Origin of the sequence: Capnocytophaga sp. oral taxon 902, from assembly GCF_013394735.1 — a bacterium.
Classification (GTDB): Bacteria; Bacteroidota; Bacteroidia; order Flavobacteriales; family Flavobacteriaceae; genus Capnocytophaga; species Capnocytophaga ochracea.
Map to the genome: position 1 here is coordinate 25,951 of NZ_CP058261.1, position 25,168 is coordinate 51,118.

General features: G+C 38.2%; 19 protein-coding genes and 1 pseudogene. 12 read left to right on the plus strand and 8 right to left on the minus strand.

Annotated elements, in window-relative coordinates; translation table 11 throughout:
* Positions 1-441 precede the first annotated feature (441 nt).
* The 8 genes and pseudogenes from HW278_RS00100 (at position 442) to HW278_RS00135 (ending at position 11,210) form a co-directional block, all read left to right on the plus strand.
* Positions 442-1,977: a helicase HerA-like domain-containing protein gene (locus tag HW278_RS00100; RefSeq protein WP_009411808.1), complete on the plus strand. Its 1,536-nt coding sequence runs from the start codon at positions 442-444 to the stop codon at positions 1,975-1,977.
* Positions 1,977-2,522 carry a hypothetical protein gene (locus tag HW278_RS00105; RefSeq protein WP_009411807.1) on the plus strand — a complete coding sequence of 182 codons (546 nt, stop codon included), beginning with the start codon at positions 1,977-1,979 and terminating at the stop codon, positions 2,520-2,522. The genes HW278_RS00100 and HW278_RS00105 overlap by 1 nt, the downstream gene beginning before the upstream one ends.
* A gap of 83 nt (positions 2,523-2,605) precedes the next feature.
* A complete protein-coding gene (gene ribB / locus HW278_RS00110; RefSeq protein ID WP_016478682.1) occupies positions 2,606-3,730 on the plus strand; it encodes a 3,4-dihydroxy-2-butanone-4-phosphate synthase in 1,125 nt (374 codons plus the stop codon).
* 28 nt (positions 3,731-3,758) lie between these two features.
* Positions 3,759-4,655, plus strand: a complete 897-nt coding sequence (locus tag HW278_RS00115; protein ID WP_015782878.1) for a DUF4835 family protein — start codon at positions 3,759-3,761, stop codon at positions 4,653-4,655.
* A gap of 5 nt (positions 4,656-4,660) precedes the next feature.
* Entirely contained in the window at positions 4,661-6,319 is a 1,659-nt protein-coding gene (gene recN / locus HW278_RS00120) for a DNA repair protein RecN (protein WP_178976554.1), read from the plus strand.
* Between the two features lie 43 nt (positions 6,320-6,362).
* Positions 6,363-7,328 carry a polyprenyl synthetase family protein gene (locus tag HW278_RS00125; protein WP_178976555.1) on the plus strand — a complete coding sequence of 322 codons (966 nt, stop codon included), beginning with the start codon at positions 6,363-6,365 and terminating at the stop codon, positions 7,326-7,328.
* Positions 7,329-7,388: 60 nt separating this feature from the next.
* Positions 7,389-7,964: a DUF4136 domain-containing protein gene (locus HW278_RS00130; protein ID WP_178976556.1), complete on the plus strand. Its 576-nt coding sequence runs from the start codon at positions 7,389-7,391 to the stop codon at positions 7,962-7,964.
* Between the two features lie 70 nt (positions 7,965-8,034).
* Positions 8,035-11,210 (plus strand): annotated as a pseudogene (locus HW278_RS00135) (efflux RND transporter permease subunit).
* 403 nt (positions 11,211-11,613) lie between these two features.
* On the opposite strand, the gene HW278_RS00140 reads toward HW278_RS00135, so the two are convergent.
* Positions 11,614-12,354, minus strand: a complete 741-nt coding sequence (locus HW278_RS00140; protein WP_178976557.1) for a 16S rRNA (uracil(1498)-N(3))-methyltransferase — start codon at positions 12,352-12,354, stop codon at positions 11,614-11,616.
* 129 nt (positions 12,355-12,483) lie between these two features.
* On the opposite strand from HW278_RS00140, the gene HW278_RS00145 reads away from it, so the two are divergent.
* The 3 genes from HW278_RS00145 to HW278_RS00155 are packed head-to-tail and all read left to right on the plus strand — an operon-like array spanning position 12,484 to position 15,658.
* A complete protein-coding gene (locus HW278_RS00145) occupies positions 12,484-12,786 on the plus strand; it encodes a hypothetical protein (RefSeq protein ID WP_002671767.1) in 303 nt (100 codons plus the stop codon).
* 18 nt (positions 12,787-12,804) lie between these two features.
* Positions 12,805-14,403 carry a bacillithiol biosynthesis cysteine-adding enzyme BshC gene (gene bshC / locus HW278_RS00150; RefSeq protein ID WP_178976558.1) on the plus strand — a complete coding sequence of 533 codons (1,599 nt, stop codon included), beginning with the start codon at positions 12,805-12,807 and terminating at the stop codon, positions 14,401-14,403.
* Between the two features lie 34 nt (positions 14,404-14,437).
* Positions 14,438-15,658 (plus strand): aminotransferase class V-fold PLP-dependent enzyme, encoded by a 1,221-nt coding sequence (locus HW278_RS00155; RefSeq protein ID WP_015782872.1) that lies wholly within the window; start codon positions 14,438-14,440, stop codon positions 15,656-15,658.
* A gap of 32 nt (positions 15,659-15,690) precedes the next feature.
* Here the strand turns inward: HW278_RS00155 and HW278_RS00160 are convergent, their stop codons facing one another.
* From HW278_RS00160 to HW278_RS00175, 4 genes are all read right to left on the minus strand, one after another.
* Positions 15,691-18,420 carry a PD-(D/E)XK nuclease family protein gene (locus tag HW278_RS00160; RefSeq protein WP_178976559.1) on the minus strand — a complete coding sequence of 910 codons (2,730 nt, stop codon included), beginning with the start codon at positions 18,418-18,420 and terminating at the stop codon, positions 15,691-15,693.
* Positions 18,421-18,438: 18 nt separating this feature from the next.
* A complete protein-coding gene (locus HW278_RS00165; protein ID WP_178976560.1) occupies positions 18,439-19,065 on the minus strand; it encodes a rhomboid family intramembrane serine protease in 627 nt (208 codons plus the stop codon).
* A 12-nt stretch (positions 19,066-19,077) separates the two neighbouring features.
* Entirely contained in the window at positions 19,078-20,556 is a 1,479-nt protein-coding gene (locus HW278_RS00170; protein ID WP_178976561.1) for a YfcC family protein, read from the minus strand.
* Positions 20,557-20,685: 129 nt separating this feature from the next.
* Entirely contained in the window at positions 20,686-20,904 is a 219-nt protein-coding gene (locus tag HW278_RS00175; protein WP_178976562.1) for a hypothetical protein, read from the minus strand.
* Between the two features lie 111 nt (positions 20,905-21,015).
* Between HW278_RS00175 and metG the strand changes: the two genes are divergently transcribed.
* Positions 21,016-23,082, plus strand: coding sequence for a methionine--tRNA ligase (gene metG, locus HW278_RS00180; RefSeq protein ID WP_178976563.1), 2,067 nt, complete (start codon positions 21,016-21,018; stop codon positions 23,080-23,082).
* A 32-nt stretch (positions 23,083-23,114) separates the two neighbouring features.
* On the opposite strand, the gene HW278_RS00185 is transcribed toward metG, so the two are convergent.
* Genes HW278_RS00185 through HW278_RS00195 form a run of 3 tightly spaced genes read right to left on the minus strand, consistent with a single transcriptional unit; the run spans position 23,115 to position 25,079 of the window.
* On the minus strand, positions 23,115-23,990 hold the full coding sequence (locus tag HW278_RS00185; protein ID WP_009418723.1) for a DMT family transporter: 876 nt from the start codon (positions 23,988-23,990) through the stop codon (positions 23,115-23,117).
* 8 nt (positions 23,991-23,998) lie between these two features.
* Entirely contained in the window at positions 23,999-24,364 is a 366-nt protein-coding gene (locus HW278_RS00190) for a diacylglycerol kinase family protein (protein WP_009418724.1), read from the minus strand.
* Positions 24,365-24,380: 16 nt separating this feature from the next.
* Positions 24,381-25,079: a polyprenol monophosphomannose synthase gene (locus HW278_RS00195; protein ID WP_015782869.1), complete on the minus strand. Its 699-nt coding sequence runs from the start codon at positions 25,077-25,079 to the stop codon at positions 24,381-24,383.
* Positions 25,080-25,168: the final 89 nt, after the last annotated feature.

A 25,168-nucleotide genomic window follows, 5' to 3' on the forward strand; every position in this document is an offset into this window, starting at 1 on the left:
AGATTGATGGCTTAGTGATAGGGTCACGAAGAAACGAAAGATAACGGAGAGGTTCGGAAGATAATTGAAGGGGACTTTGGTGAAAAAAGGTTATTAGGAGGGTATGCTTAGCTTATAGAGAGCTTATAGGAAGCTTATACGAATCTTGGACGATTGGTATAGAATAGCTATGTAAATGATTAAAAATGAGGAGTTAAGAGTTAATAAAAAACCGTAGTTTTGAGGGAAATAAAGCGACGTAAAACGAAAGGAAAGACCGTTGTTTGCTCTTAGTCTGTAAGTCTCATAAGGTTATTAACAAACCCTTTTATTACACTAAAAATAAATTTGTTACCTAATAAATTTTGGGTTTTCAACTTTTTTTTCTACCTTTGTGCCTTGAAAATACCAACTACCTATCGAATAAGTAAAACACTACTAACAGCTTAAAACTAATAACAAATGGCTAAAATAGATTCTTTTAAAGAAACAATGCTCGCTGGATACTCGTTTAAAGGTGATTACATTACCTTAGGAGGGGCTATCTACGAAGGGCAACCTATTGAAAACGTATTGGTAAATTTACCTTTAAAAACACTTAACCGCCACGGGCTTATCGCAGGAGCTACGGGTACAGGTAAAACTAAAACTCTGCAAGTTATCGCCGAAAACCTTTCTAAAAAAGGTGTTCCTGTATTGCTAATGGACTTGAAAGGCGACCTCAGTGGTATTGCTGAATCTGGTGAAGTAAAGCCTTTTATCTTAGAACGTTTAGGTAAGATAGGCTTAGACTTTCAACCACAGGCATTCCCCACCGAACTACTGACCATTTCGGAGCAAAAGGGTGTGCGTATGCGTGCTACTGTATCAGAATTTGGCTCTGTGTTACTTTCACGCATCTTAGACCTAAGCGATGTACAAGAAGGCGTTTTGGCAGTGGTTTTTAAATACTGCGATGACCACGCACTACCCTTGTTAGACCTAAAAGATTTAAAGAAGATACTTCAATATGCCACTGATGAAGGAAAGACCGACTTCGAAAAAGAGTACGGAGCGGTTTCTAAGTCCTCAACAAGTGCTATCTTGCGTAAAATTGTGGAATTAGAGCATCAAGGTGCTGAGCTTTTCTTCGGCGAGCGCAGTTTTGAACCAGCTGACTTAATGAGAACCAATGCACAGGGCGAAGGTTATGTAAACATCATTCGCCTTACGGACATTCAAGACCGTCCTAAGATGTTCTCGACCTTTATGTTGAGTCTTTTGGCTGAAATTTACACTACTTTCCCCGAAGAAGGCGATATGTCGAAACCTAAGTTGGTTATCTTTATCGACGAAGCGCACCTTATTTTCAATGAGGCTTCCAAAACGCTTCTCAACCAATTAGAGAACATTGTAAAGCTCATACGTTCAAAAGGTGTGGGGCTTATTTTCTGTACTCAAAACCCTACCGATATTCCCGATGCGATACTCTCTCAGCTGGGTATGAAGGTACAACACGCTCTGCGTGCTTTCACCGCTAAAGACCGTAAAGCCATTAAGCTGATTGCGGAGAACTATCCTTCATCAGAATTTTACGACACTACCGATACGCTTACTTCCTTAGGAACAGGAGAAGCACTGGTAACAGTACTGAACGAAAAAGGAATACCTACCCCATTGGTAGACACAATGATGCGCGCACCGATGAGTAGAATGGATATTCTTAGTGATAGTGAAATTGAAGCGTTGGTAGGACGTTCGGAGTTAGTGCGCAAATACAACGAAGTTATCGACCGTGAAAGTGCTTATGAAATCTTAAATAAGAAAATAGAGGACGTGCGGAAAGAGGAAGAGAAGCAAAAAGAAGCTAAGGAAGCCGAAAAAGCTTCTGCTCCTAAGCCCACTACACAAAAAACCACTACTAAGCGTTCGGGTACTAATCCTTTGATAAAAATGGTTACAAGTGCTTCGTTCGTAAGAGGAGTTTTAGGAATATTAAATAAAATCATCAAGAAATAATGAAAAAATACTTTATCATCATTACTGTTCTTTTAACTATTGTGGCGTGTAACAATAAAAAGAATGAGTTCCTCATCACTAATAACAGTGTAGGAGTCCTCCAAAAAGACACTCCCATACAAAAGTTAGATTCTATCTTTGCTAAGGACTCCATAGTAAACTCGACTATGGAAGGAGAGTTGCGTTATGCAAGTGCTGAACGCATTACTATTTTAGACAAAGAAGGTAAAGAGCTTCTTGAAATTACTCCCACTACCAATGATAAGGGGGATAAAATAGTGGAAAGTGTATTGATATTGTGCGATAAATACGCTACCGAAAAAGGGATTTCGTTACAGAGTACTTTTAAAGACGTAAAGAAAAAATATCCCGATTTAGAAATTGAGCCCTCTATCAGTAGCGTAATGGTTACTCCAAAAGGAAAGAATTACTACTTTACTTTTGATAAATCGGCTCTTAAAACAGCTTTTGACCTTACCGATAATATCTCAGAAGGAGATATTGAGGAAAGTGCCAAAATCGCTCGTATTACAGTTAATTTTTAAGTTGAACGAAGATTAATAACTATTTATAATTTTAACACGAGTGATACACTCGTGTTCATTTTGTATAAAATCAATTGATAAAGATGAACAATATTAAACTAAACAGCATTGAAGAAGCTGTTGAAGACATAAAAAAAGGAAAAGTCGTTATTGTAGTAGATGATGAAAACCGCGAAAATGAAGGCGATTTTATTGCTGCTGCTGAAAAGGTAACTCCTGAGATGATTAATTTTATGATTACCAACGGTCGCGGGTTAGTCTGTGCTCCTCTTACTGAAAAACGCTGTGCTGAGCTTGACCTCCCGATGATGGTGCAAAACAACACCGTACTGCACGAAACTCAGTTTACTGTTTCAGTAGATTTGAAAGGTCAGGGTTGTACTACCGGTATTTCAGCTTTCGACCGGGCAAAAACTATTCAAGCATTAGTAGACCCAAAGACCACTCCTTTCGACTTAGGGCGTCCTGGACATATATTCCCTTTACGCGCTAAAGAAGGCGGAGTGCTTCGCCGTACAGGACACACAGAAGCAACTATTGACCTCACTCGTATTGCGGGACTAAAACCTGCCGGTATTTTAGTAGAAATCTTAAATGAAGATGGTACGATGGCACGATTACCTCAGTTGGTGGAAGTAGCTAAGAAATTCGACCTTAAAATCATTTCTATTGAAGACCTTATTGCTTATCGTATGCGCAAAGACACACTTGTGATAAAGAAAGAAGATTTCTTGTTGCAAACCCCTTATGGAGAATTCCGCTTGCGCGCTTATGAACAAACTACTAATAAACAAATACACTTAGCCTTTACACAAGGCACTTGGAAAGCAGATGAACCTGTGCTTACGCGCGTTCATTCATCATTTATCAGCAATGATATTCTAGAAGTTATAGCAGGAGATAAGGACAACCCTCTTGAACGCATTTTCAGAAAAATTAATGAGGAAGGCAAAGGAGCTGTGATAGTAATTAATAAAGAAGGTTATTCGAAAACGTTATTACAGCACATTACCGAAATCAAAGAACACCAAACAGGGCACTCTCTTCCTCAAGTAGGTAAAGATACCAAAGATATTGGGATGGGAGCTCAAATACTCAACGATTTAGGTATTAGGAAACTTCGATTACTTACCAACTCTAAAAATGCCTCTAATTACGTAGGAATGTCAGGCTACGGTCTTGAAATTACGGAAGAGATACCGTATTAATTAGAATGGGAAGATAGGAAATAATTATATGACACATATCATTATGAGAAAAATAACACTCTTTTTAGCCCTAATTGCCAGCTCATTTTCTTTCTCACAAGAGTTGAATGCCGTGGTAACGGTCAATACACAACAGGTAAATTTAAGTAATCGCTCAGTCTTTAAGACCTTAGAAAAATCTTTGCAAGAATTTATCAATCAAACCCGTTGGACAGATTTGAAAGTGCGCGAAAACGAACGTATCCGTTGTAGTTTTACTCTGGTGATTAATAAGTTTGAAAATTCGCATTATGAAGCAAGTCTTTTGGTGCAATCTTCTCGTCCTGTATACAATTCAGCTTATCAATCTCCTGTATTTAACTTGCAAGATAAAGAAGTAGCTTTTGACTATCAAGAGTTTGCCCCTCTTACCTTCAATGAAAATGCCTTTGAGTCGAACCTCACGTCGGTAATAGCTTACTATGCCTATTTGCTATTAGGGTTCGATGCTGATACGTTTGCTGAAAATGCAGGGAGACCTTATTTCTTAAAGGCACAACAAATTGCTAATATAGCACAAAACAGTAGTTATACAGGTTGGGCTGATAATGGTAAAAACAACCGATTCTTGTTAATAAATGAGCTCATTTCAGAAAATTACACTGATTATCACAAAGCTTTATACCAATACCATCGTTTGGGTTTAGATATAATGAGCACCGATGAGAAAGGCGGAAAAGAAGCTATCCAGAATGCTATTATTTTACTTGAAAAAATACCGAGCCTACGGTTGAGCTCCTATGCAATGATATTGTTTTTTAATGCGAAAACTGATGAAATTGCCTCTATTTACTCAGGTGGAATGATTTTTAATACCAAAATGCTAAAAGAAGCCTTAATGAAATTAGCTCCCACCCAAGTAACTAAGTGGAATGAAATAAAATAAGGAATATGCTCAACACTCTATCTATAAAAAATTATGCATTAATTGATGACCTAAAAGTTGACTTCCCTAAAGGCTTTATTATTATCACAGGCGAAACAGGTTCAGGAAAATCTATAATGCTTGACGCTCTTTCCTTAGTATTGGGGAAACGTGCCGATATGTCTGCTTTGAGGAATAAAGATGAAAAATGTGTAATTGAAGCCGAATTTTCTTTGCAAAATTATGAATTTCAATCTCTCTTTAATGAGCTGGAAATAGATTATGACCCTCAAACTATTATACGTCGTGAAATTCTTCCTTCAGGAAAATCTCGAGCTTTTGTGAATGATTCTCCTGTAACATTAGACGTGCTTTCAGGTTTAGGTGAAGTACTCGTAGATATTCATTCTCAGCATCAGACGCTTTCTTTAAGTGACACAGCTTTTCAGTTTGAAATTATAGATGCAATGGCTGAGAATAAATCTTTGTTAGAGGAATACCAACGTCTTTTAATACTACTTAAAAACGAACAAAAAAAACTACAAGAGCTCATAGATTTCCAACAGACAGCTAATAAAGAATACGATTACAATCTGCACCAACTCAAAGAACTGAAATCGGTTACTTTAGGAGAAGGCATTTTGGAGGAATTGGAAGAAAGCTATGAAGAAGCCTCTAACATCGAAGAGATAAAAGAAAGTGTAGCTGAAAGTTTATATTTACTCAACGATGAGAACATAGGTATCTTGAATAATTTGCGTGAACTGCGTCGCGCTTTTTCAAATCTTACAGAATACAAACAGCAATACCGGGAATTATACAAACGCATTGACTCAGCTTTCTTAGATTTAGAAGATTTGAGTAGAGATGTAGCAGACATTGATGAAAACATAGAAACAGACCCAGAAAATTTAGAGGAAATATCTAAGCAACTCAATAAAATCTACTCACTTCAACAAAAGCACAAAGTAACAACCGTTGAAGAGTTGATGAGTATTCAAGAGCGTTTAGAGAAGGCTGTTTCTAAAACAGAAAGTGCAGATTTCGACCTTAAAGAACAACAAGAGTTAGTTGCAAAACAACAAGAAGAAACTTCTAAAAAAGCAACTGAATTACACAAAACTCGTGAAAAAGTAATTCCTACTCTCACTAAACAATTAGAGAGCTTTATGCACGAATTAGGAATGCCCAATGGGCGTTTTGATATCAAGCTAACACCTACTTCACACTTCTTTAACAACGGAAATGATGAGCTCTCATTTTTATTTTCTGCCAATAAAGGAGGAGATTTTGGACCATTAAAGAAAGTAGCTTCAGGAGGAGAATTATCACGTATAATGTTAGCTGTAAAAGCAATAATGGCAGCACATACAGCACTCCCTACTATTATGTTCGACGAAATTGACACAGGAGTATCAGGGGAAATCTCTCGAAAAATGGGTGATATAATGAAACAAATGAGCAAAAACAGACAGGTTTTTGCCATTACTCATTTACCGCAAATAGCTGCTAAGGGTGCTTATCATTTTAAAGTATTTAAAGAAGATATAACAGGTAAGACAACTACCCATCTTAAAATGCTCACCGAACAAGAACGCATTTCAGAACTCTCAGAAATGCTTGAAGGAAAAAATAGTGGTGAATCAGCTCGTAATCACGCAATAGAGCTTTTAAGAAAAGGATAAAAAACAGACAAGTATTAACTTTCTAAACTAATAATAATTTATTATGCTTCCCATTGAAGAGTATAAAACAGCTTTTTTACAGCATATAGAAAAAATTTTTACTCCCAAAGAGCCTATTCACCTCTATGAACCTATTCAGTACATTCTTAATTTAGGAGGAAAGCGTATTCGTTCCATACTTACCCTTATTGCAACCGATATTTTTGGTAAAGACTATCACAAAGCACTTAATGCAGCTACTGCTATAGAGGTTTTTCACAACTTTTCACTTATCCACGACGATATTATGGATAATGCTTCTCTAAGGCGTGGCAAACCTACTGTACATCAAAAATGGGATACAAATGTAGGTATACTTTCAGGAGATGCTATGCTTATCATTGCCTATAAATTATTAGAGGATTATCCTTCAAAAATATTTCAAGAATTAGTAAAAACATTAAGTAAAACAGCTCTTAAAGTATGTGAAGGACAGCAAATGGATATGGATTTTGAAAAGCTACAAGAGGTAAGTATTGAGGCATATATGCAAATGATTTCATACAAAACTTCAGTTCTTATAGGAGCTGCCTTACAAATGGGTAGTATTATCTCTGAAACCACTAAGGAAAACCAAATAAATATGTACAATTTCGGTTTAAATTTAGGAATAGCTTTTCAGTTACAAGATGATTATTTGGATACTTTTGGAGATGCTTCATTTGGTAAAAAAATAGGAGGTGATATTATAGAGAATAAGAAAACTATACTCTTTTTAAAATCTTTAGCCCTAAGCAATGAAAAACAACGTGAAGAACTATTGAGAGCATATGCTTTAAATGAAGTTGATAATAAAATAGCAAGAGTAAGAGAGATTTTTCAGATAACAAATGCAGACAAAGCAGTTCGACAGCTGATAAAAAATTATACTCAAAAAGCTCTTATGATATTAGAGAAAATAACTATAGGAGATGATAAACGAGAATACCTCAGAACTTTTGCCCTACAATTAATGGATAGAAAAATATAAAACGGTATAGATTTTGTGTTTATAAAACAAGATTTCAAAACCTTTTAAATAACTTATGATATGAAAAAAACAACTGTTTTTATACTCCTAATTATGGCTATTGTTCTTAGTTCTTGTGCTAGTGTATATGTAGCTACAGATTATGACCAACAGGCCGATTTTTCTGCATACAAATCATTTGCTTTCTTTAAAGAAGGTATTGATAAAGTTCCTATCTCAGATTTAGATAAGAAACGTATTCTACGAGCTATTGAGCGTAATTTAACGTCTAAAGGGATGACACTTTCTGAAAAACCAGACGTTTTAGTAAATATCTTTACACGTGAACAAGAAAATGTAGATGTGTACAACAATTCTCCATACTATTGGGGCTGGGGAATGGGTTGGGGGCCTTTTTGGGGAGGAGCAACCTATAATGTAGCTCGAAGTACAGAAGGTTCTCTTTATATTGAAATTATAGACGCTCATAAACGTGAACTTATTTGGCAAGGTAAAGGTATAGGTAACCTACCTCAAACAACGGAACGCAAAGAAGAAGCTATTAATAACTTCGTAAATAAAATATTAGAAAAATATCCCCAAAACAGTAAGTCTCACAAATTATTCAAGTACTTACTTATAATAAAAGTTTCCTAAAATATGGAAACTTTTTTTGTTTATTAAGTTTTTTATCGTACCTTTGCCCCCGATTTAGAACAAACAAAAGATGGATTTAATTAAACTTTCTATTAAGCGTCCCAGTGTACTTATTGTGATGCTCTTGTTGTTGCTACTTGGTGGCTTCTATTCGTATAAGTTATTGAACTACGAACTCATTCCTAAGTTTGAAGTGAATGTAGTTACGATCTCTACTGTGTATGCGGGAGCCTCTCCTTCGGAGATTGAGAGCACCGTGACAAAGAAAATCGAGGATGCCGTTTCGGCTTTGGAAAATATCAAAAAGATACAATCATATTCGTATGAAAGCCTTTCGGTGGTAGTAGTACAACTTACTAACGATGCGAATGTAGATAACACCCTTAATGAGGCACAGCGCAAAATTAATGCAATAAGAGCTGATTTGCCCGATGATGCTAAAGAACCATCATTGAGTAAATTCTCTCTTTCCGATTTGCCTATTGTGTCTATTGGGGTAACTTCTAAGTTATCGGCACAAGAATTGTACGATTTGGTAGATAAAAAATACAGCCAGAGTTATCACGTGTTCCAGGAGTAGCACAAGTGAATATAATAGGTGGTCGCAAACGCGAAATACGCGTGAGCATTGATGCTAAGAAGTTAGAAGGTTATGGTCTTTCTATTGCTCAAGTACAACAATTGATTGCAGCTTCGAATATGGAAATTCCTGCGGGTAAAATTAAAACTCGTGAGAATAGTACCTCTATACGTTTGCTTGGTAAATTACAAGATGTAGAACAATTGCGCAACCTTATACTTGCTTCACAGAATGGAGTAGAGATACGACTTTCGGATGTAGCTGATGTGCAAGACACCGAAGAAGAAGCTACCAAAATAGCGCGTATAGACCAAGAAAATACTCTCTTGCTACAAGTATTGAAACAAACCGATGCTAATGCTGTATCGGTGAGTGAGTTGGTACGCAAGAAGATGGAACAAGTAGAGCAGACTTATAAAAATGATGGAGTAAAGATGCTATTGGCTGAAGATACTAGTGAGTTTACCTTGGAAGCAGCCAACTCTGTAATGTCCGATTTGATATTGGCAATTGTATTGGTAGCAGTAGTGATGTTCTTCTTCCTCCACAGCCTACGTAATGCTATTATTGTAATGGTATCTATACCTACTTCTCTCATTGCTACTTTTATAGGTATGTATTTCTTTGGTTTTACACTGAACTTGATGAGCCTTGTTGCCCTCTCGATGGTGGTAGGTATCTTGGTGGACGATGCTATTGTAGTATTAGAAAACATTCACCGCCATATGGAGATGGGTAAGAATAAAGTGCGTGCTGCTTTTGATGGCTCTAAGGAAATTGTGCTTACTGTAATGGCAATTACCTTAGTAATTGTGGTAGTGTTTGTCCCTATTTCATTAGGTAATGCTATTGTAGTAAAAGTATTGCGTGAGTTCTGTTTGACTGTAGCTATTGCTACAATGCTTTCATTATTGATGTCTTTTACAGTAGTCCCTTGGTTGTACTCTAGGTTTGGAAAATTAGAACACGCAAATCCCAATTCATTTTTAGGAAAACTAACCATAGGCTTTGAAGGATACCTCAAACGCTTTACACAGTTCTTCTCTGACTTATTGGTATGGGTATTTGCCAATAAATGGAAAACTATTATTTTGGTATTTTTCCTTTTTGCGGGTTCTTGTTCATTGATTCCTACTGGATTTATCGGATCTGAGTTTATGCCTAATATGGATAGAGGAAAGTTTTTAGTACAGTTTGAATTGAATAAAGATGCTTCCTTAGAGCAGACTAACTTTATGACCCAAAAAGCTGAAAATTATCTTCGTAGCTTAAAAGTAGAGGGTACCAATAAACCTTTGGTAGAGAGTATGATTACTACTGTAGGACAGTCTACCAGTGGTATGGGAGCTTCACAAGCAACTCCTTACAAATCGGAAATACAACTTACTATTATCGATAAAAAAGAACGTAATGAATCGACTAACGTAATTGCGGCAAAGCTGAAACGTAAACTGAGTCAGTATTTAGTAGAAGCTAAAGTAAAGACGGTGCCTGTAGGATTGATGGGAGCTGAGCAATCACCAATTGCTTTGGTAGTTACTTCTGACAATGTGGAAGTAGCCCAACAGTACGCTGAGAAAACAGCTGAGCTTCTTAAAACTGTTGAAGGTGCTACTGAAATTAAGCTTTCCTCAGAATCTGGTAATCCTGAAATAAATGTGCAGATAGACCGCGATAAGATGGCAATGTTAGGACTTAATATTGCTACTGTAGGGGGAACGATGCGAACCGCTTTTAATGGTAATGACGACAGTAAATTCCGTACAGGAGATTCAGAATACAATATTAATATAGTGTTTGAAGAAGGTAGCCGTCAGTCTATAGACGATATAGAAAATATGATGTTTATCAACTCGGTGGGACAACAGGTAAAACTATCACAATTTGCGACTATAGCTTACGCTTCAGGACCTACACAGCTGGAACGTTATGACAAATCTCCTTCGGTAACCGTAAAAGCTCAATCGGTAGGTCGTCCTACAGGTACTATAGTTTCAGAATGGAAAACTAAGATAGACCAATTAGAAAAACCTGCTAACGTACACTTCGTGTTTACAGGTGACCAAGAGATGCAAGACGAAGGGTTCGGCACCTTGTTTATATCGCTCTTTGCAGCTATTCTCTTAGTTTATATGGTAATGGTAGTGTTATACGACAGTTTTTCACGGCCTTTTGTGGTATTGTTCTCTATACCGCTTTCGTTCATTGGAGCTTTAGTAGCTTTGGCATTAGCCAATATGTCACTTAATATCTTTACTCTTTTAGGTATCATTATGCTTATTGGGTTGGTTGCTAAGAACGCAATTATGTTAGTAGACTTCGCTAACCACCGCAAGCAAGAAGGGGAAGATACTGTAACTGCATTAATACAAGCAAACCACGCCCGTTTACGCCCTATCTTAATGACGACTATAGCAATGGTAGCAGGTATGATTCCGCTTGCTATTGCCAATGGAGCAGGTGCCGAAGTGAACAATGGTTTGGCGATTGTAATTATAGGTGGACTTATTTCCTCATTATTCTTAACACTTATTGTAGTGCCTTTGGTATACCTCATTTTTGACAATATTGGCAGACGTTTCGGTAAAGGTACTAAAACTGATTACGAAAAACTGATGATTGCCGATTACGAGCACAGAGACATCAAAGGCGAACACGAAGTATAACTATAATTCATCTTATTTTTTACTTATCTCTTAGAAGGTGCGAGGTCGTAGCACGACAGGCGGATAGAACGAGACGCATAGGCAGATAGGAAAAAGACGAACGAACGAATGACGAACAAAAGACGGTGCGAGCCGCACGAGCAGATGAGGGAAAGACGAAGGAAAGACGAACAAAAGACGAACAATGAACGAACAAATGACGAAGGAATGACGAACAAATGACGAAGGAATGACGAACAAAAGACGAACAATGAACGAACAAATGACGAAGGAATGACGAACAAATGACGAAGGAATGACGAACAAAAGACGAACAATGAACGAACAAATGACGAAGGAATGACGAACAGAAGACAAAGGAATGACAAACAGAAGACAAAGGAATGACAGACCTAAGATGATATTAAGTTGAACTAATGTTAGTCAGTTCATTTATTACCGCAACGGTATGACAGGCTACTATGGCTGCTGTTTCGGTGCGTAAGCGAGTATCTCCTAATGAGATAGGCACAAATGCTTGTTGCAAAGCGGTGTTTATCTCATTGGTAGAGAAATCGCCTTCAGGACCTATAAGCACGGTAATACGCTCAGGAAAGGGCTTGAGTGCGCGAGAGAGCAAGCGCTTTTCATTTTCTTGACAGTGAGCTATATATTTAGCTGAACTATCTGTCAGCATCGTTTTGAAAAACTGAGCTGATGCAATAGGAGCATTCAGTTTAGGCAAATAGCATTGCAACGATTGTTTCATTGCTGAAAGGAGTATCTTTTCAAAACGTTCTACTTTGATAGTGGTACGCTCAGAATGTTCACAGATAATAGGAGTAATTTCATCAACGCCTATTTCGGTGGCTTTCTCCAAAAACCACTCATAACGTTCATTCATCTTGGTAGGTGCTACCACCAAATGTAAGTAGTAAGGACGGGAAAGCTGAGGAGTACATTTCAGTATAGACACCTCACATTGTTTAGGTGTAGCGAAATCTAATTTTGCTTCAAAAAGAAGTCCTTTACCATTGGTAATATGGAGTATATCGCCTGCTTTTTTGCGCAGTACCTTTACTATATGTTGGCTTTCTTCCTTATCAAAAAAGCAATTTGTGCTACTTGAATGAAGGCTGGAATGGAAAAATAATTGCATACTCATAATTTTATTTTCTTAGAAAAAATGGGCTTTATTGCGGGACAAAGATACAACAAAATAAAAAAAAGTAGATTTTTTATTTTGTAATTATAAAAATTGACTTACTTTCGCCCCGTGAAAAGTAATATTAATATGAAACGTGTAATAGTAGACTACAACAAACTAACTAATGAGATTCTCTCAATGTTGGTAGAGAAATACCCCGAAGGGTATACAGATGCAGATGTGATTCGTTTTAAGAATGCTAAAAATGAAACAGTTGATGCCTTGGAAGTCCGTACTGATGACACTATATATTTAGTGAAAGTGAGTACCCGCTTAGCTGACACTATGGAAAACTTCGACGAAGATGATGACTTTATGAATAACGAAGAAGATGATATGAGTGTAAGCAATTTAGATATACCTGATGACTCTTCATTAGACGACGAATAATAAAACACTAAAAAGCGTATGATTACCGCTTATATTCCTTATCAAAATATTCGTTTTTTCTCTAAACTCATCACTGATTATGTAGGTGAGAATAAAAAATTACGTCCTTTTTATCATAATTTCCCTTCATTGTTAGAATTTAAAAAGCAAATAGAAGAAAAAGCTCTTGATTTTACTGATGAGAAACGCCATATTTTGGTCAGTAGTTTAAAAGAACAATACGCTGAGGTAAAAACTACTCCGAAAGTACTTAAAAACATCGAACTTTTATCCAAAAGTAATACTTTTACCATCACTACGGGACATCAATTAAGTCTTTTTACAGGACATCTTTACTTCATTTTCAAGATAATTTCGGTAATTAATACTGCTAAACAGCTCGCCGAAAAGTACCCTGATAAGCACTTTGTACCTGTATATTGGATGGCTACAGAAGACCACGATTTTGAGGAGATTAACCACTTTCACTTCAACAATCGCACAATTTGCTGGAATAGCGACCAAACAGGAGCCACAGGCAACTTTGCTACTGACACACTTGAAGCGGTGTTTCAGACTTTTGACAAAGCCATAGGTCTAGGCAAAAATGCTAATACTTTGCGCACACTCTTCCACGATAGTTATCTGAAAAATAAAGATTTAGCCTCTGCCACTCGTTACTTAGTAAATGCTCTCTTTGAAGCATACGGAGTTGTAGTAATAGATGGCAACGATAAAGCCCTAAAAAGGCAATTTATCCCTTACATAAGCGATGATTTACTGCACAGTGTGGCACATACTGAGGTTACTAAAAGTATTAAGGCTTTACAGACTGTAAATAGCTCTTATCCCGTGCAAGTGAACCCTCGTGAGGTGAATATGTTTTATCTTACAGAAGGAGGACGACATCGCCTTGTGCGCACTGCGGACGGCTTTGAGGTACACGGTACGGATATTCGTTTTTCTGAGGAGGGGATTTTAGAGGAACTACGCACCTATCCAGAACGATTTTCACCCAATGTAATCTTACGACCTTTATATCAAGAGGTAATATTACCCAATTTGGCATATATTGGTGGAGGCGGTGAAATAGCCTATTGGCTGGAATTAAAAGGCTTTTTCAATAAGGAGAAAGTACCTTTCCCGATACTAATGTTGCGCAATTCAGCAATGCTTATTTCGCAAAGACAAGCCGAAAAACTACAAAAACTACAACTTTCAGTAGAAGACTTATTTCTAAAACCAGAAGATTTAAAAAACAAGAAAGTAAGACAGTTAAGCGAATTTCCTATAGATTTTACTCCTGAAAAAGAGTTACTACACAAGCAGTTTAAGCACTTATATGAGTTAGCTAAACGCACTGATATTACTTTTGAGAACGCTGTAAAAGCACAAGAAGTAAGACAAATGAAAGGGTTAGACAAACTGGAAAAACGCCTCTTAAAAGCCCAGAAAAGGAAGTTTGCAGAGGAATTGGAACAGACTATTTTTTTACAAAATGAACTCTTTCCTAACGGAGCCTTACAGGAGCGTTTTGCTAACTTCACAGATTTCTATTTGATGAAAGGAGAAGAACTCATTCCTGAGTTAATAAAAGACTTTAATCCGTTTGATTTTAGGTTTGTGGTAATACAATAAAAATGTTGTATCTTTGCACCCAAAATAACGAACAATGAAAAGTATTCTTGAAATAAGAACAGACTTCCCTATACTCTCACGCACTATTCATAACAAACCTCTTATCTATTTTGATAATGGAGCAACTTCGCAAACACCTACACAAGTGATAGAGGCAATAGTGCATTATTACAGTTACCAAAATGCTAATATACACCGTGGAGTACACACTCTCAGCCAAGAAGCTACTGATGCTTATGAAGAAGCGAGGAAGAAACTACAGCGCCACTTCAATGCCCGTAAAAGCTCTGAAATTCTTTTTACTGCGGGAACTACACACGGTATTAATTTAGTGGCTAACGGTTATAGCGCACTGATGCAAGAGAGAGACGAAGTAATTATTTCGGCTTCAGAACACCACAGCAATATAGTGCCTTGGCAATTAGCTTGCCAACGGAGTGGAGCTACCTTAAAAGTAATCCCGATGAATGAGAAAGGAATTTTGGACTTAGAGGTGTATAACCAACTGCTAAATAAACGTACGAAGATAGTGTGTGTACAGCACGTATCGAACGCCTTAGGAAATATTCACCCTATAGAAGAAATTATAGAAAAAGCACACCGTGTAGGAGCTGTTGTATTAGTAGATGGAGCACAAGCAGCCCCACATTTGCAACCCGATATGCAAACTCTCGATGTTGATTTCTATGCTGTTTCAGCTCATAAAATGTACGGACCTACGGGGATAGGAGCGTTGTATGGTAAAGAAGAATTACTATTACAATTACCTCCTTATCAAGGAGGGGGAGAAATGATAAAAGAAGTGCATTTTGAAGAGAGTACTTATGCCGACCTCCCTTATAAGTTTGAAGCAGGTACTCCTAATATTTGTGGAGGTATTGCGTTTGGAACTACAATTGACTATATACAGCAATTGGGAATGGAAGCTATTGCTACACACGAACACAAACTATTAGAATATGCTATCGCTAAATTACAAAATATAGAAGGCATTACTCTTTACGGTAATGATGATTTGAGTAAGCGTACCGCTGTTATATCATTTAACTTACAAAACATTCACCCTTACGATGTAGGTGTAATTCTCGACCAATTTGGAATTGCTGTACGTACGGGGCATCATTGTGCCCAACCTATTATGGACTTCTACTGCATACCAGGTACAGTTCGTGCCAGCTTTGCTGTTTACAATACCTTTGAAGAAATAGATACCTTTGTAGAAGCTGTAAAAAAAGCTCAGAAAATGTTAAGCTGATAAACACACAAAAGGAATATAAGATATAAATACTATAGTTTCTCGTAAAAAGGTCTCTCTATATCAAAGATTTCTTGCAATAGTTGCTCGGTATACTGACTGTACAAAGCGAGAGTTTGAGCGGTTACATCACAGTCTTTTACCTTGTCGATATAGGTGTGGAAACGCAAGAATCCTTTTTGCAAACGCTTGAATGATAGGTTGGCAACTATCATCGGTTCATCAATCTTGAAATGCTGGGTAATCATATAAGCATAAGTGAGGAGTTGGAAGGCTTTGCCATACTTAATATCGGTAATGAGGTTATTCCAATCTTTGATGCGCACATCGGTTTCTTCTACAATACCTGTTTTGTAGTCGATAATGTGCAACACTCCGTTACGTCTATCCACCCGGTCGATAATCCCTTTGAAATTAACAAGAAAAGGCAAGTGAGAAGCTTGGAAAGGTATTTTTATTTTCTGTTCTAAATACAGAGGAATGATTTCGATACCACTCTTTATTTCGTTGAGTTCTAAAGTTAAAAAACTACGCACATACTTCTCTATTACATTGAAAATAAGCCAGTTTTTACCCGTCCTAAAATCAGTACTTCTGTACTCTTCTTCAAAGCGTTTTTCGATAGTGGGAAGTACCAAAAGTTGCATTTTTTTAATGTGCTCTTCAGTGAGTATTTCGTTTAAGAAAGGTGTGTACAAATCTTCTAAAATGCCGTGTACGATATTTCCAAAAGTACGGGCTTCAACAGTTTCTTCTACTTCTTTTTCTTCGTATACCTGTAGTACTTGTTGCTCATAGAACGTGAGTGGATTGCGGATATAAGTAGTTAGTGCTGAAGGTGAAATGCCTTTCTCGGCAAGTGCCTTTAGTGCATCGATTACAGAGGTCGTTTTTTTGATGTTAAGAGGTCGCAACACAGCAGGATATACCTCAGGTGCCTTAATTTGGTGCACTACCTTGTGAGTGGGAATTTTCTCTGCCAACAATTGGAGAATAAACCTACTTTTCTCCTTGCTTTTCAGACTATTCATCTCGGTATCGTAGAATAGGTGTACTTGTTTGGCGCGCTGTAAAATGCGGTAGAAGTTGTAACTGTACACCGCATCACGCTCTTTGTAGGTAGGCAATTCCAGTTCATACTTGACATCGTAAGGAATCAGAGAGCTATCGCTTTTGCCTAAGGGTAATACGCCTTCGTTTACCGAAGTGATAATCACGTGCTCAAAATCCAAACTACGGCTTTCCAGTACTCCCATCACTTGCAAGCCTTCCAAAGGCTCACCGCGAAAATTGAGCGAACTCTTCTGTAAAACATCTAAATAGAAATGATAAAGCGTTTTCACTGAATCTATATAGTTGTACTGCTCTTGCAACTGCTTCAACTGATTGAATAACTGAAAGAAGCGATAAGCATACTCTTGAGTGAGTAGGTGAGTATTGCTCTCAGGGTCGATTTGTGCTTTTAGGCGATAGATAAGTGTAATAGCATTGTCGATAAGGGTAGTGATGAGTGCTTTGCCCTTGCTTTCCGGGAATAGCAAAGTGAGCATCTCGTGTTCAGTATCATCTACCGACTCGAATAGCTTTTTACGGGTGATATAAGTGAGGTTGTGCGTTTTGATATACTGCGAAATATGGCGCACCACTTCTTCTTTTAGCAAGGTGTGTAAGAAAGGTTGAGAGAGCAGGTTCAGTATATCTTTATAGTAAAAACTCTTGGAGAGATGCAAGCGGAAATAAGCGACAAAAAGGTCGTTGAGAGGCGTTTGTTGCAAAGGGTAACCCATAGTGATATTCACACTTGTTTTGGGTTGTACAGCTTGCAGTACGGGGATGAGCAGATTTTCATCGGCGATGATGAGGGCGGTTTTTTCCAATGCTTTGGTAGGCGTGTTTTTGAGTAGTTCGGCTACACTATGCGCCTGATTGATGCTTTTGGGTACCCCCGTAAGATAGAGTTCTTTTTCTTTTTCGTAGTTGCTTTGTATAAACTTAGGCTTATGGGTTTGGTAATAACGCCAGCTTTTTATATACTTGCGCAAGAAGAAACCCGCATCGTGAGCTGGATTGTTTAAAAAATAAGTATCACCGTCCCAATAAATTTCACCGCCTAAATCCATTAGCATTGATTGTATAACTTTCTGTTCGGCTTTGGAAAGGGCGTTGAAACCGACGAATATATGAATGCTATTGCTGTGTGTTTGCAGGTATTCGGGGAGTTTTTCAACAGCTTTTTTAGCGATGAAACCGCCATAACCTTTACCCATTTCGGTGAGTTTGCTATTGAGTGCGAAATAGTAATCGCCGAGACTATTCCAAAATGCCAAGTACTTTTTCTGCATCTCGCTAAGCTCGTCCATACCCGACCAATGTTCTACTTCTTTGAGGGCGTGAATATAAGGGAATATCTTATCGGGATTTACCAAATATTGGTCGATTTCACTAAAATCTTTGAGAGCCGTTTGTCCCCAGCTGAGGAACTCTTCAAAGCTATCGGGGGTATCTTTGCAAGTTTTTACATAACAATCGTAAAACTCAAAGAGCAAAGGCAAATTGCTGATAGGTTGCACGTCCGAAATACGCGTAAATAGGTCGGCTATCCCGATGAACTCAGGGGCAATAGTAGCGTGCTTTACTTGCTCGGCAAAGTGTTTTTTGAGGAAGAGTGCAGGGCGTTTACCCGTAGTAACAAACACAAGACGCTCTATCTTATCAGAATAGTTTTCTAAAACATCGGTAATAACTTCTTGTAAATAACTCATAATGATTTGCTAATTTCCTCATTTCTTCAGCAATCGCACTCCCATATAGCCCAAAGGCAATGCCATTACTCCCAAATAGAAAGCGTGGTGTATCACTACCCCAGGAGCGTAGATTATTACTACTGCCAAGCCAAAGAGTGCCCCACCTAAATGAGCTGCGTGCCCTAAATTATCTCCTTGTTGTGGGTTGAACATCATAAATACCGAATACCCAAAGTATAATGCTCCAAAGAGCCATCCTGGCAAGAAGTTCACACTCAATGCTGTAGGATATAGAGCAATAGCTGCAAAAATAATCCCCGATACAGCTCCCGAAGCCCCTATGGCGGAGTAATAGGGCTGTTTTTTGTAAATGTACAAACTGAACACACTCCCCAGTAGCATTGAACCAAAATAGATAAGCAAGAACATTAGGTTCCCCATAGAACCGATAATCACATCTTGAAAGAAGTAGAGTGAAATCATATTAAAAATGAGGTGTTCCCAGTTGGCGTGCAAGAAGCCTGAGGATACCAATCGCACATAATCGCCCTTTTGCACTGCTCCTACATTGAACTTATAACGGTTGAAAAAAGTAGGATTCTTAAATCCATAATAACTCATTGCTATAGTCGCAAGAAGAATGATAATAAAAGTGATATTCATAAGTTTTATATTTTAAATCCACAATAAGATAGTAAGTACTACTGCAAAGATAATCACCAATGGCATACAAAACTGCAACCATTGTTTGTAGTTAATATTCACCATTGCCAGTGAAGGTAAGATAAGTCCCGTAGGGGTGATAAGCCCCATAATACCCATTCCAAAAAGATAAGCACTCACCACACTGTGCCCTTCTACTCCCACAACCGAAGCCAGTGATCCTATAATAGGCATCGTGAGTACCGCCATTCCTGAGGAAGAAGCTATAAATAAACTCAGTACACCAAATACTAACATCAGCATTGGCAAAAAGACCATTGGCGACATTCCTTGCACAAGGTCGGTGGCGTAATGCAAAATCGTACCCGATATTTGTCCGTCGTTCAGTATAAACGATACCCCTCTGGCTATTCCTATGATAAAGGCTACGCTCAGCAAATCGCGTGCTCCTGCCATAAACTGACTGATAAACTGTTGTTCACTACTGCGTTGTAAAATAGCAATCACAACAGCAGCTACCAAAAAGAGAGCTGTCATCTCTTGAAACCACCATTCCCATTGCGACACACCTACAATCATCACTATAAACGAGAGCGCAAATACTAAGAGCTCTATTTTAGTAGAAAGCTCTAAGGAAGTGGTCTTTTCTGGGGTATTAGCACTGTAGATTTCAGGGAGGACTACTCCATACACAATTGACTTTTCGGGGTGTTTGCGTACTTTTTCGGCATAACGAATAATATAAATAATACTTATCAGCACACATACTGCTAAGGCAATCACACGTATGCTAAGCCCCGACGTCCAATCTACCCCGGCGGCATCTGAGGCGATAATCACCGCAAATGGATTGGTAGTCGATGCCATAGAGCCTACATTTGAACCTATGTAAATCACTGCTAAGGGTACCATTAGGTCGTAGCCCGCTGCTAAAAAAATAGGTACTAACATAGGGTAGAAAGCAAGTGTCTCTTCGGCTAATCCAAAAGAAGTGCCACCCAGCGCCAACAGGGTAGTGAGCAGAATGATAAGGATACCCTCGCGCCCTTTGAGTCGGTGTGCCAAATAGCCTACGCCCATATTTAGTGCTCCCGAACTGTTGAACACCCCTATAAAGCCCCCTAATATGAGTACGAAGAGAATCACCTCTATACTGTCGTAGATTCCTCGTATAGGTGCAAAAAGCACAGATTTAGCTCCTTGCGGGTGAGGTACGCTCTGCACATAAGTATTAGGTATCGAAATAGGTTTCTTAATTTTTTCATCTTTAAATTTGCTCAACTGAATATGAATACCCAAGCCGTCGAGTTGTTCTTGAGTAGCAGGTACAGTATAAGAATTATTTACAGTGTGTATCACAAAAGAGTCTTGTTGCTTATCATATTGCAAAGTGCTATACGACCCCGACGGCAACAAAAAAGTAAGGCTCGCAGCCAACACTATCACCAGCATCAGTACGGTGTAAGGGGTAGGGAATTTGAGTTTTTTCATCAGTTCTGTTCAAGGTTATTAAAAATCGACTTGCCTCCAAATATTCATTAGGCAAAGATATGGTTTATTTTTTTATTTGAGCAAATTTTTAATACTTTTCTGAACCAAGTACATTAAATTTGCTCCAACTTATCTTTGCGTTAGATTCACTTTATCCCCATCCTTTCTTCGTTCATTGTTCGTCTTTTGTTCGTCTTTTGTTCGTTCTTTGTTCGTTCTTTGTTCGTTCTTTGTTCGTTCTTTGTTCGTCATTCCTTTGTCTTTTGTTCGTTTTTTATTCGTCTTTTCTCCATCTGCCCGTGCGGCTCGCACCGTCTTTTGTTCGTTCTTTATTCGTCTTTTCCCCATCTGCCCGCGTCGGTCGCACTCGTAGAATATACTTTTTCACTTTTCACTTTTCACTTTTCACTTTTATTCGTACCTTTGCCACCCAAAAATATATAATTCAAAACTCAAAAAATGTCTAAACGTTATACCATTACAGCGGCTTTACCCTATACGAACGGGCCTATCCATATTGGTCACTTGGCGGGAGTATATGTGCCAGCCGATATTTTTGCACGCTATCAACGATTGAAAAACAACGATGTAGCCTTTATTTGCGGAAGCGATGAACACGGAGTAGCCATCTCTATCAAAGCTAAAAAAGAAGGTACTACCCCTCAGGCTATTATCGATAAATACCACGCAATTATCAAGCAATCATTTGCCGATTTTGGCATTTCATTCGATAATTATTCGCGCACTTCTGCCCCTATTCATCACCAAACAGCTTCCGATTTCTTCAAAAAACTGTATGAACAAGGTGATTTTATCGAAGAAATATCCGAACAACTCTACGACGAAGAAGCGCATCAATTCCTTGCCGACCGCTTTGTGATTGGTACTTGCCCGAAATGTGGTAACCCAGAGGCTTACGGCGACCAATGCGAGCGTTGTGGTAGTTCACTCAACGCTACCGACCTCATCGACCCTAAATCGTCAATCACAGGAAGCAAACCTACGTTAAAAGCTACCAAACACTGGTTTTTGCCCCTCAATCGCTACCAAGAGTTTTTGGAAAAATGGATATTAGAAGGTCACAAATCCGATTGGAAACCTAATGTATATGGGCAGGTAAAAAGTTGGTTAGACGACGAACTCAAACCGCGTGCTGTAACCCGCGACCTCGATTGGGGAATTCCCGTACCTGTAGAAGGCGCTGAAGGCAAAGTGCTCTACGTGTGGTTCGATGCGCCTATCGGTTATATTTCTTCTACTAAAGAGTGGGCTGAACGCGAAAGCAAAGACTGGCGTCCTTATTGGCAAGACAGTGATACCCAATTGGTGCATTTCATTGGGAAAGACAATATCGTATTCCATTGCATTATCTTCCCAGCAATGCTCAAGGCTGAAGGTAGCTTTATACTGCCTGCAAATGTGCCTGCAAATGAGTTCCTAAACTTAGAAGGCAACAAACTCTCTACCTCCAAAAACTGGGCTGTGTGGTTACACGAGTATTTGCAAGATTTTCCTAATCAGCAAGATGTATTGCGTTATGTTCTTACCGCCAACGCTCCCGAAACCAAAGACAACGACTTTACTTGGAAAGACTTCCAAGCGCGTAACAACAACGAACTTGTGGCTATCTTTGGGAATTTCATCAATCGCGTGGCAGTGCTAACGCAGAAATATTATAAAGGAGTTGTACCACAAGCAGATACTTATAATAACGTAGATACTGAAACACTTCGTCAAATCACAGAACTTACAGAGAAGATAGAACAATCATTAGAACGTTACCGTTTTCGCGAAGCCCAACAAGAACTGATGAATATGGCGCGCTTAGGCAATAAATATTTAGCTGATGAAGAACCTTGGAAACTCATCAAAACTGACCCAGAGCGCGTAAAGACTGTAATGTACATAGCTTTACAAATTGCAACAGCTTTGGCTGTCGCTAGCGAACCTTTCTTGCCTTTCACTTCCGAGAAACTCAAACGTATGTTGCAATTGGGGTCTATCACTTGGGAGAACCTAAAAACAAATGCTACTGAGCTCCTCAAAACAGGACATCGCATAGGCATTGCGGAACTTCTTTTTGAAAAGATTGAAGATGCCACTATCGAAAAGCAATTACAGCGTTTAGAGAACACTAAATTAGCTAATAAGCAAGAAGCACAAGTCAATGCCGAAACTGAAGTAGCTCCACAAAAAGAACTCATCAGTTACGATGATTTTGCAAAGATGGATATTCGCATTGGTACTATCTTGGAAGCTGAAAAGATGCCTAAGGCAGATAAACTTCTCGTTTTAAAAGTAGATACAGGTATTGATAAACGCACTATCGTTTCCGGTATAGCCCAAAGTTTTGCCCCTGAAGAGATTATAGGTAAAAAGGTAACTGTATTGGTAAACCTTGCTCCGCGTAAACTACGCGGTGTAGAAAGCCAAGGAATGATACTAATGGTAGAAAATTCCGAAGGCAAATACACCTTCATCAATCCTGATGCCGATGGAATTACTAATGGTACTGAAGTAAAATAAGAATATTATAAAAGTAGAGATACAATGTAACTCTACTTTTTTCTTTTTAAGATATCTATCATTACTGCAATGATAATGAGTAGCACTCCTATAATAAGATTTGTTGTAAGACTTTCTTGTTGAAATATCCAAATACTAATAGCTACTGCTACAATGGGCTCCATTACCCCAATAATAGCCGTAGGAGTAGAACCTATCATTCTGATAGCATAAATAAGGGTGATGATAGAAAACAAAGTAGTTACTATACCGAAACTTGTGAGCAGTAAACTCATTTTTACTTCTGGAATGGGGAGAGGGGTGCCTATAACCCATAGTTTTACAAGAAAATAAACTGAAGAAAATAAGGTAGAATAAAACGATACTTTTATTCCTGAAGCCGATATTTTAGACTTATTGACAATGAGCATATAGAGTGCATACGAAACTGCCCCAAGTAATGATACTCCTGCCCCTACATAGTTGATTGAAAAGTTTGTTACATCTTTTACACTGAGTAAGAAAACACCTATTAATACAATAAAAAGTGCTAAAATCGTAGGAAAAGTAATATGTTCTTTGAAAAAAACACCCAAAGCAAGTGCTACTATTAGTGGATACATAAAAAATATAGTAGAAGCAATGCCTGGAGAGAGCAAATCGTAGGCAAGAAAGAGAAATTCAGCTGAAAGGGCGTACAGCAATCCTAAAATAAGGAAGATAAACACTTCACGAGGGGTAATGCGCAGTGTCTCTTTTCGGTAGAAAAGATAAAACATAATAAAAAGACTCGCTGTAATAAAGCGATAGAAAAGTGCCGCATCTACCGAAAAACCTTGCTGCTTAATAGGAATCATAAACAGCGGAATCATACCATAAGTAACCGCTGAAATAAAAGCTGCTAAATACCCTTTTACTATATCTTTCATAGTAAAAATTAAAAGAGTTCCATTACATAAGGATAATAGATGATACAGAGTACAATGCTTACAGGTATCACAGCAAAGCCTACACTTCCGGCAGCAACATCTTTGATAATCCCAATAGTTTTATGATGATCGGGGTGGATGAAGTCGCAGAGTTTCTCAACGGCTGTATTGAGTCCTTCAACTGATAACACTATAGCGATACACAACAGTTGTACAATCCACTCATTGGTAGTAATGCCGAAACAAAAGCCTAAAATCACCCATACTAAAGAGATAACGATGTGTACCATCACTGGGGGTTCATTCTTTATTAAATAAAACAAACCTTGAAATACATATTGTAAGCTTTTGAGTCTTTTTCTTATAAATTCCATAATTCTTTATGCTGATTTATTTTTTAAATCGCATTCCGATAACGCCAAAGATAGCTTCACGGATAATGCTTTTATTCATTTTTGATTTTCCTTTAGTTCTATCGGTAAAGATGATAGGTACTTCAGTGATTTTAAACTTCTTGAGGTAAGCACGATACTTCATCTCTATTTGAAAGGCATAGCCTACAAATCGGATAGTATTCAGGTCGATGCTCTCTAATACCCTTCGGTGGTAACACACAAAGCCAGCAGTAGGGTCTTTGATTTTCATTCCTGTAATCACCCTCACATAGATAGAAGCCCCATAGGATAACAAGATGCGTTGCAAAGGCCAATTCACTACATTCACACCTTTCACATAACGCGACCCAATTGCTACATCAGCACCTTGCTGACAAGCCTCATAAAGTCGTAAGAGGTCAGTAGGGCTGTGAGAGAAATCGGCATCCATCTCAAAAATATATTCATAGTCGCGTGCTAATGCCCACTGAAAGCCGTAAATATAAGCTGTTCCTAAGCCTTTTTTCTCTGTGCGTACCTCTAAAAAAAGTCGGTTAGGGTAAATATTTTGTAATTCGCGTACCTTATCGGCAGTACCATCAGGAGAATTGTCGTCTACAATAAGAATGTGAAACTTATCACTTTGGGCAAATACAGCCTTTATGATAGCTTCTATATTTTCAATTTCGTTATATGTAGGAATGACAATTAACAATGAACAATTAATAATTTAACAAGGTGGGCATACACAAAAACTTTGCCAAAGTTGGTCGTAGCACAGTAAGCTATCTCACTTTGGCAAAG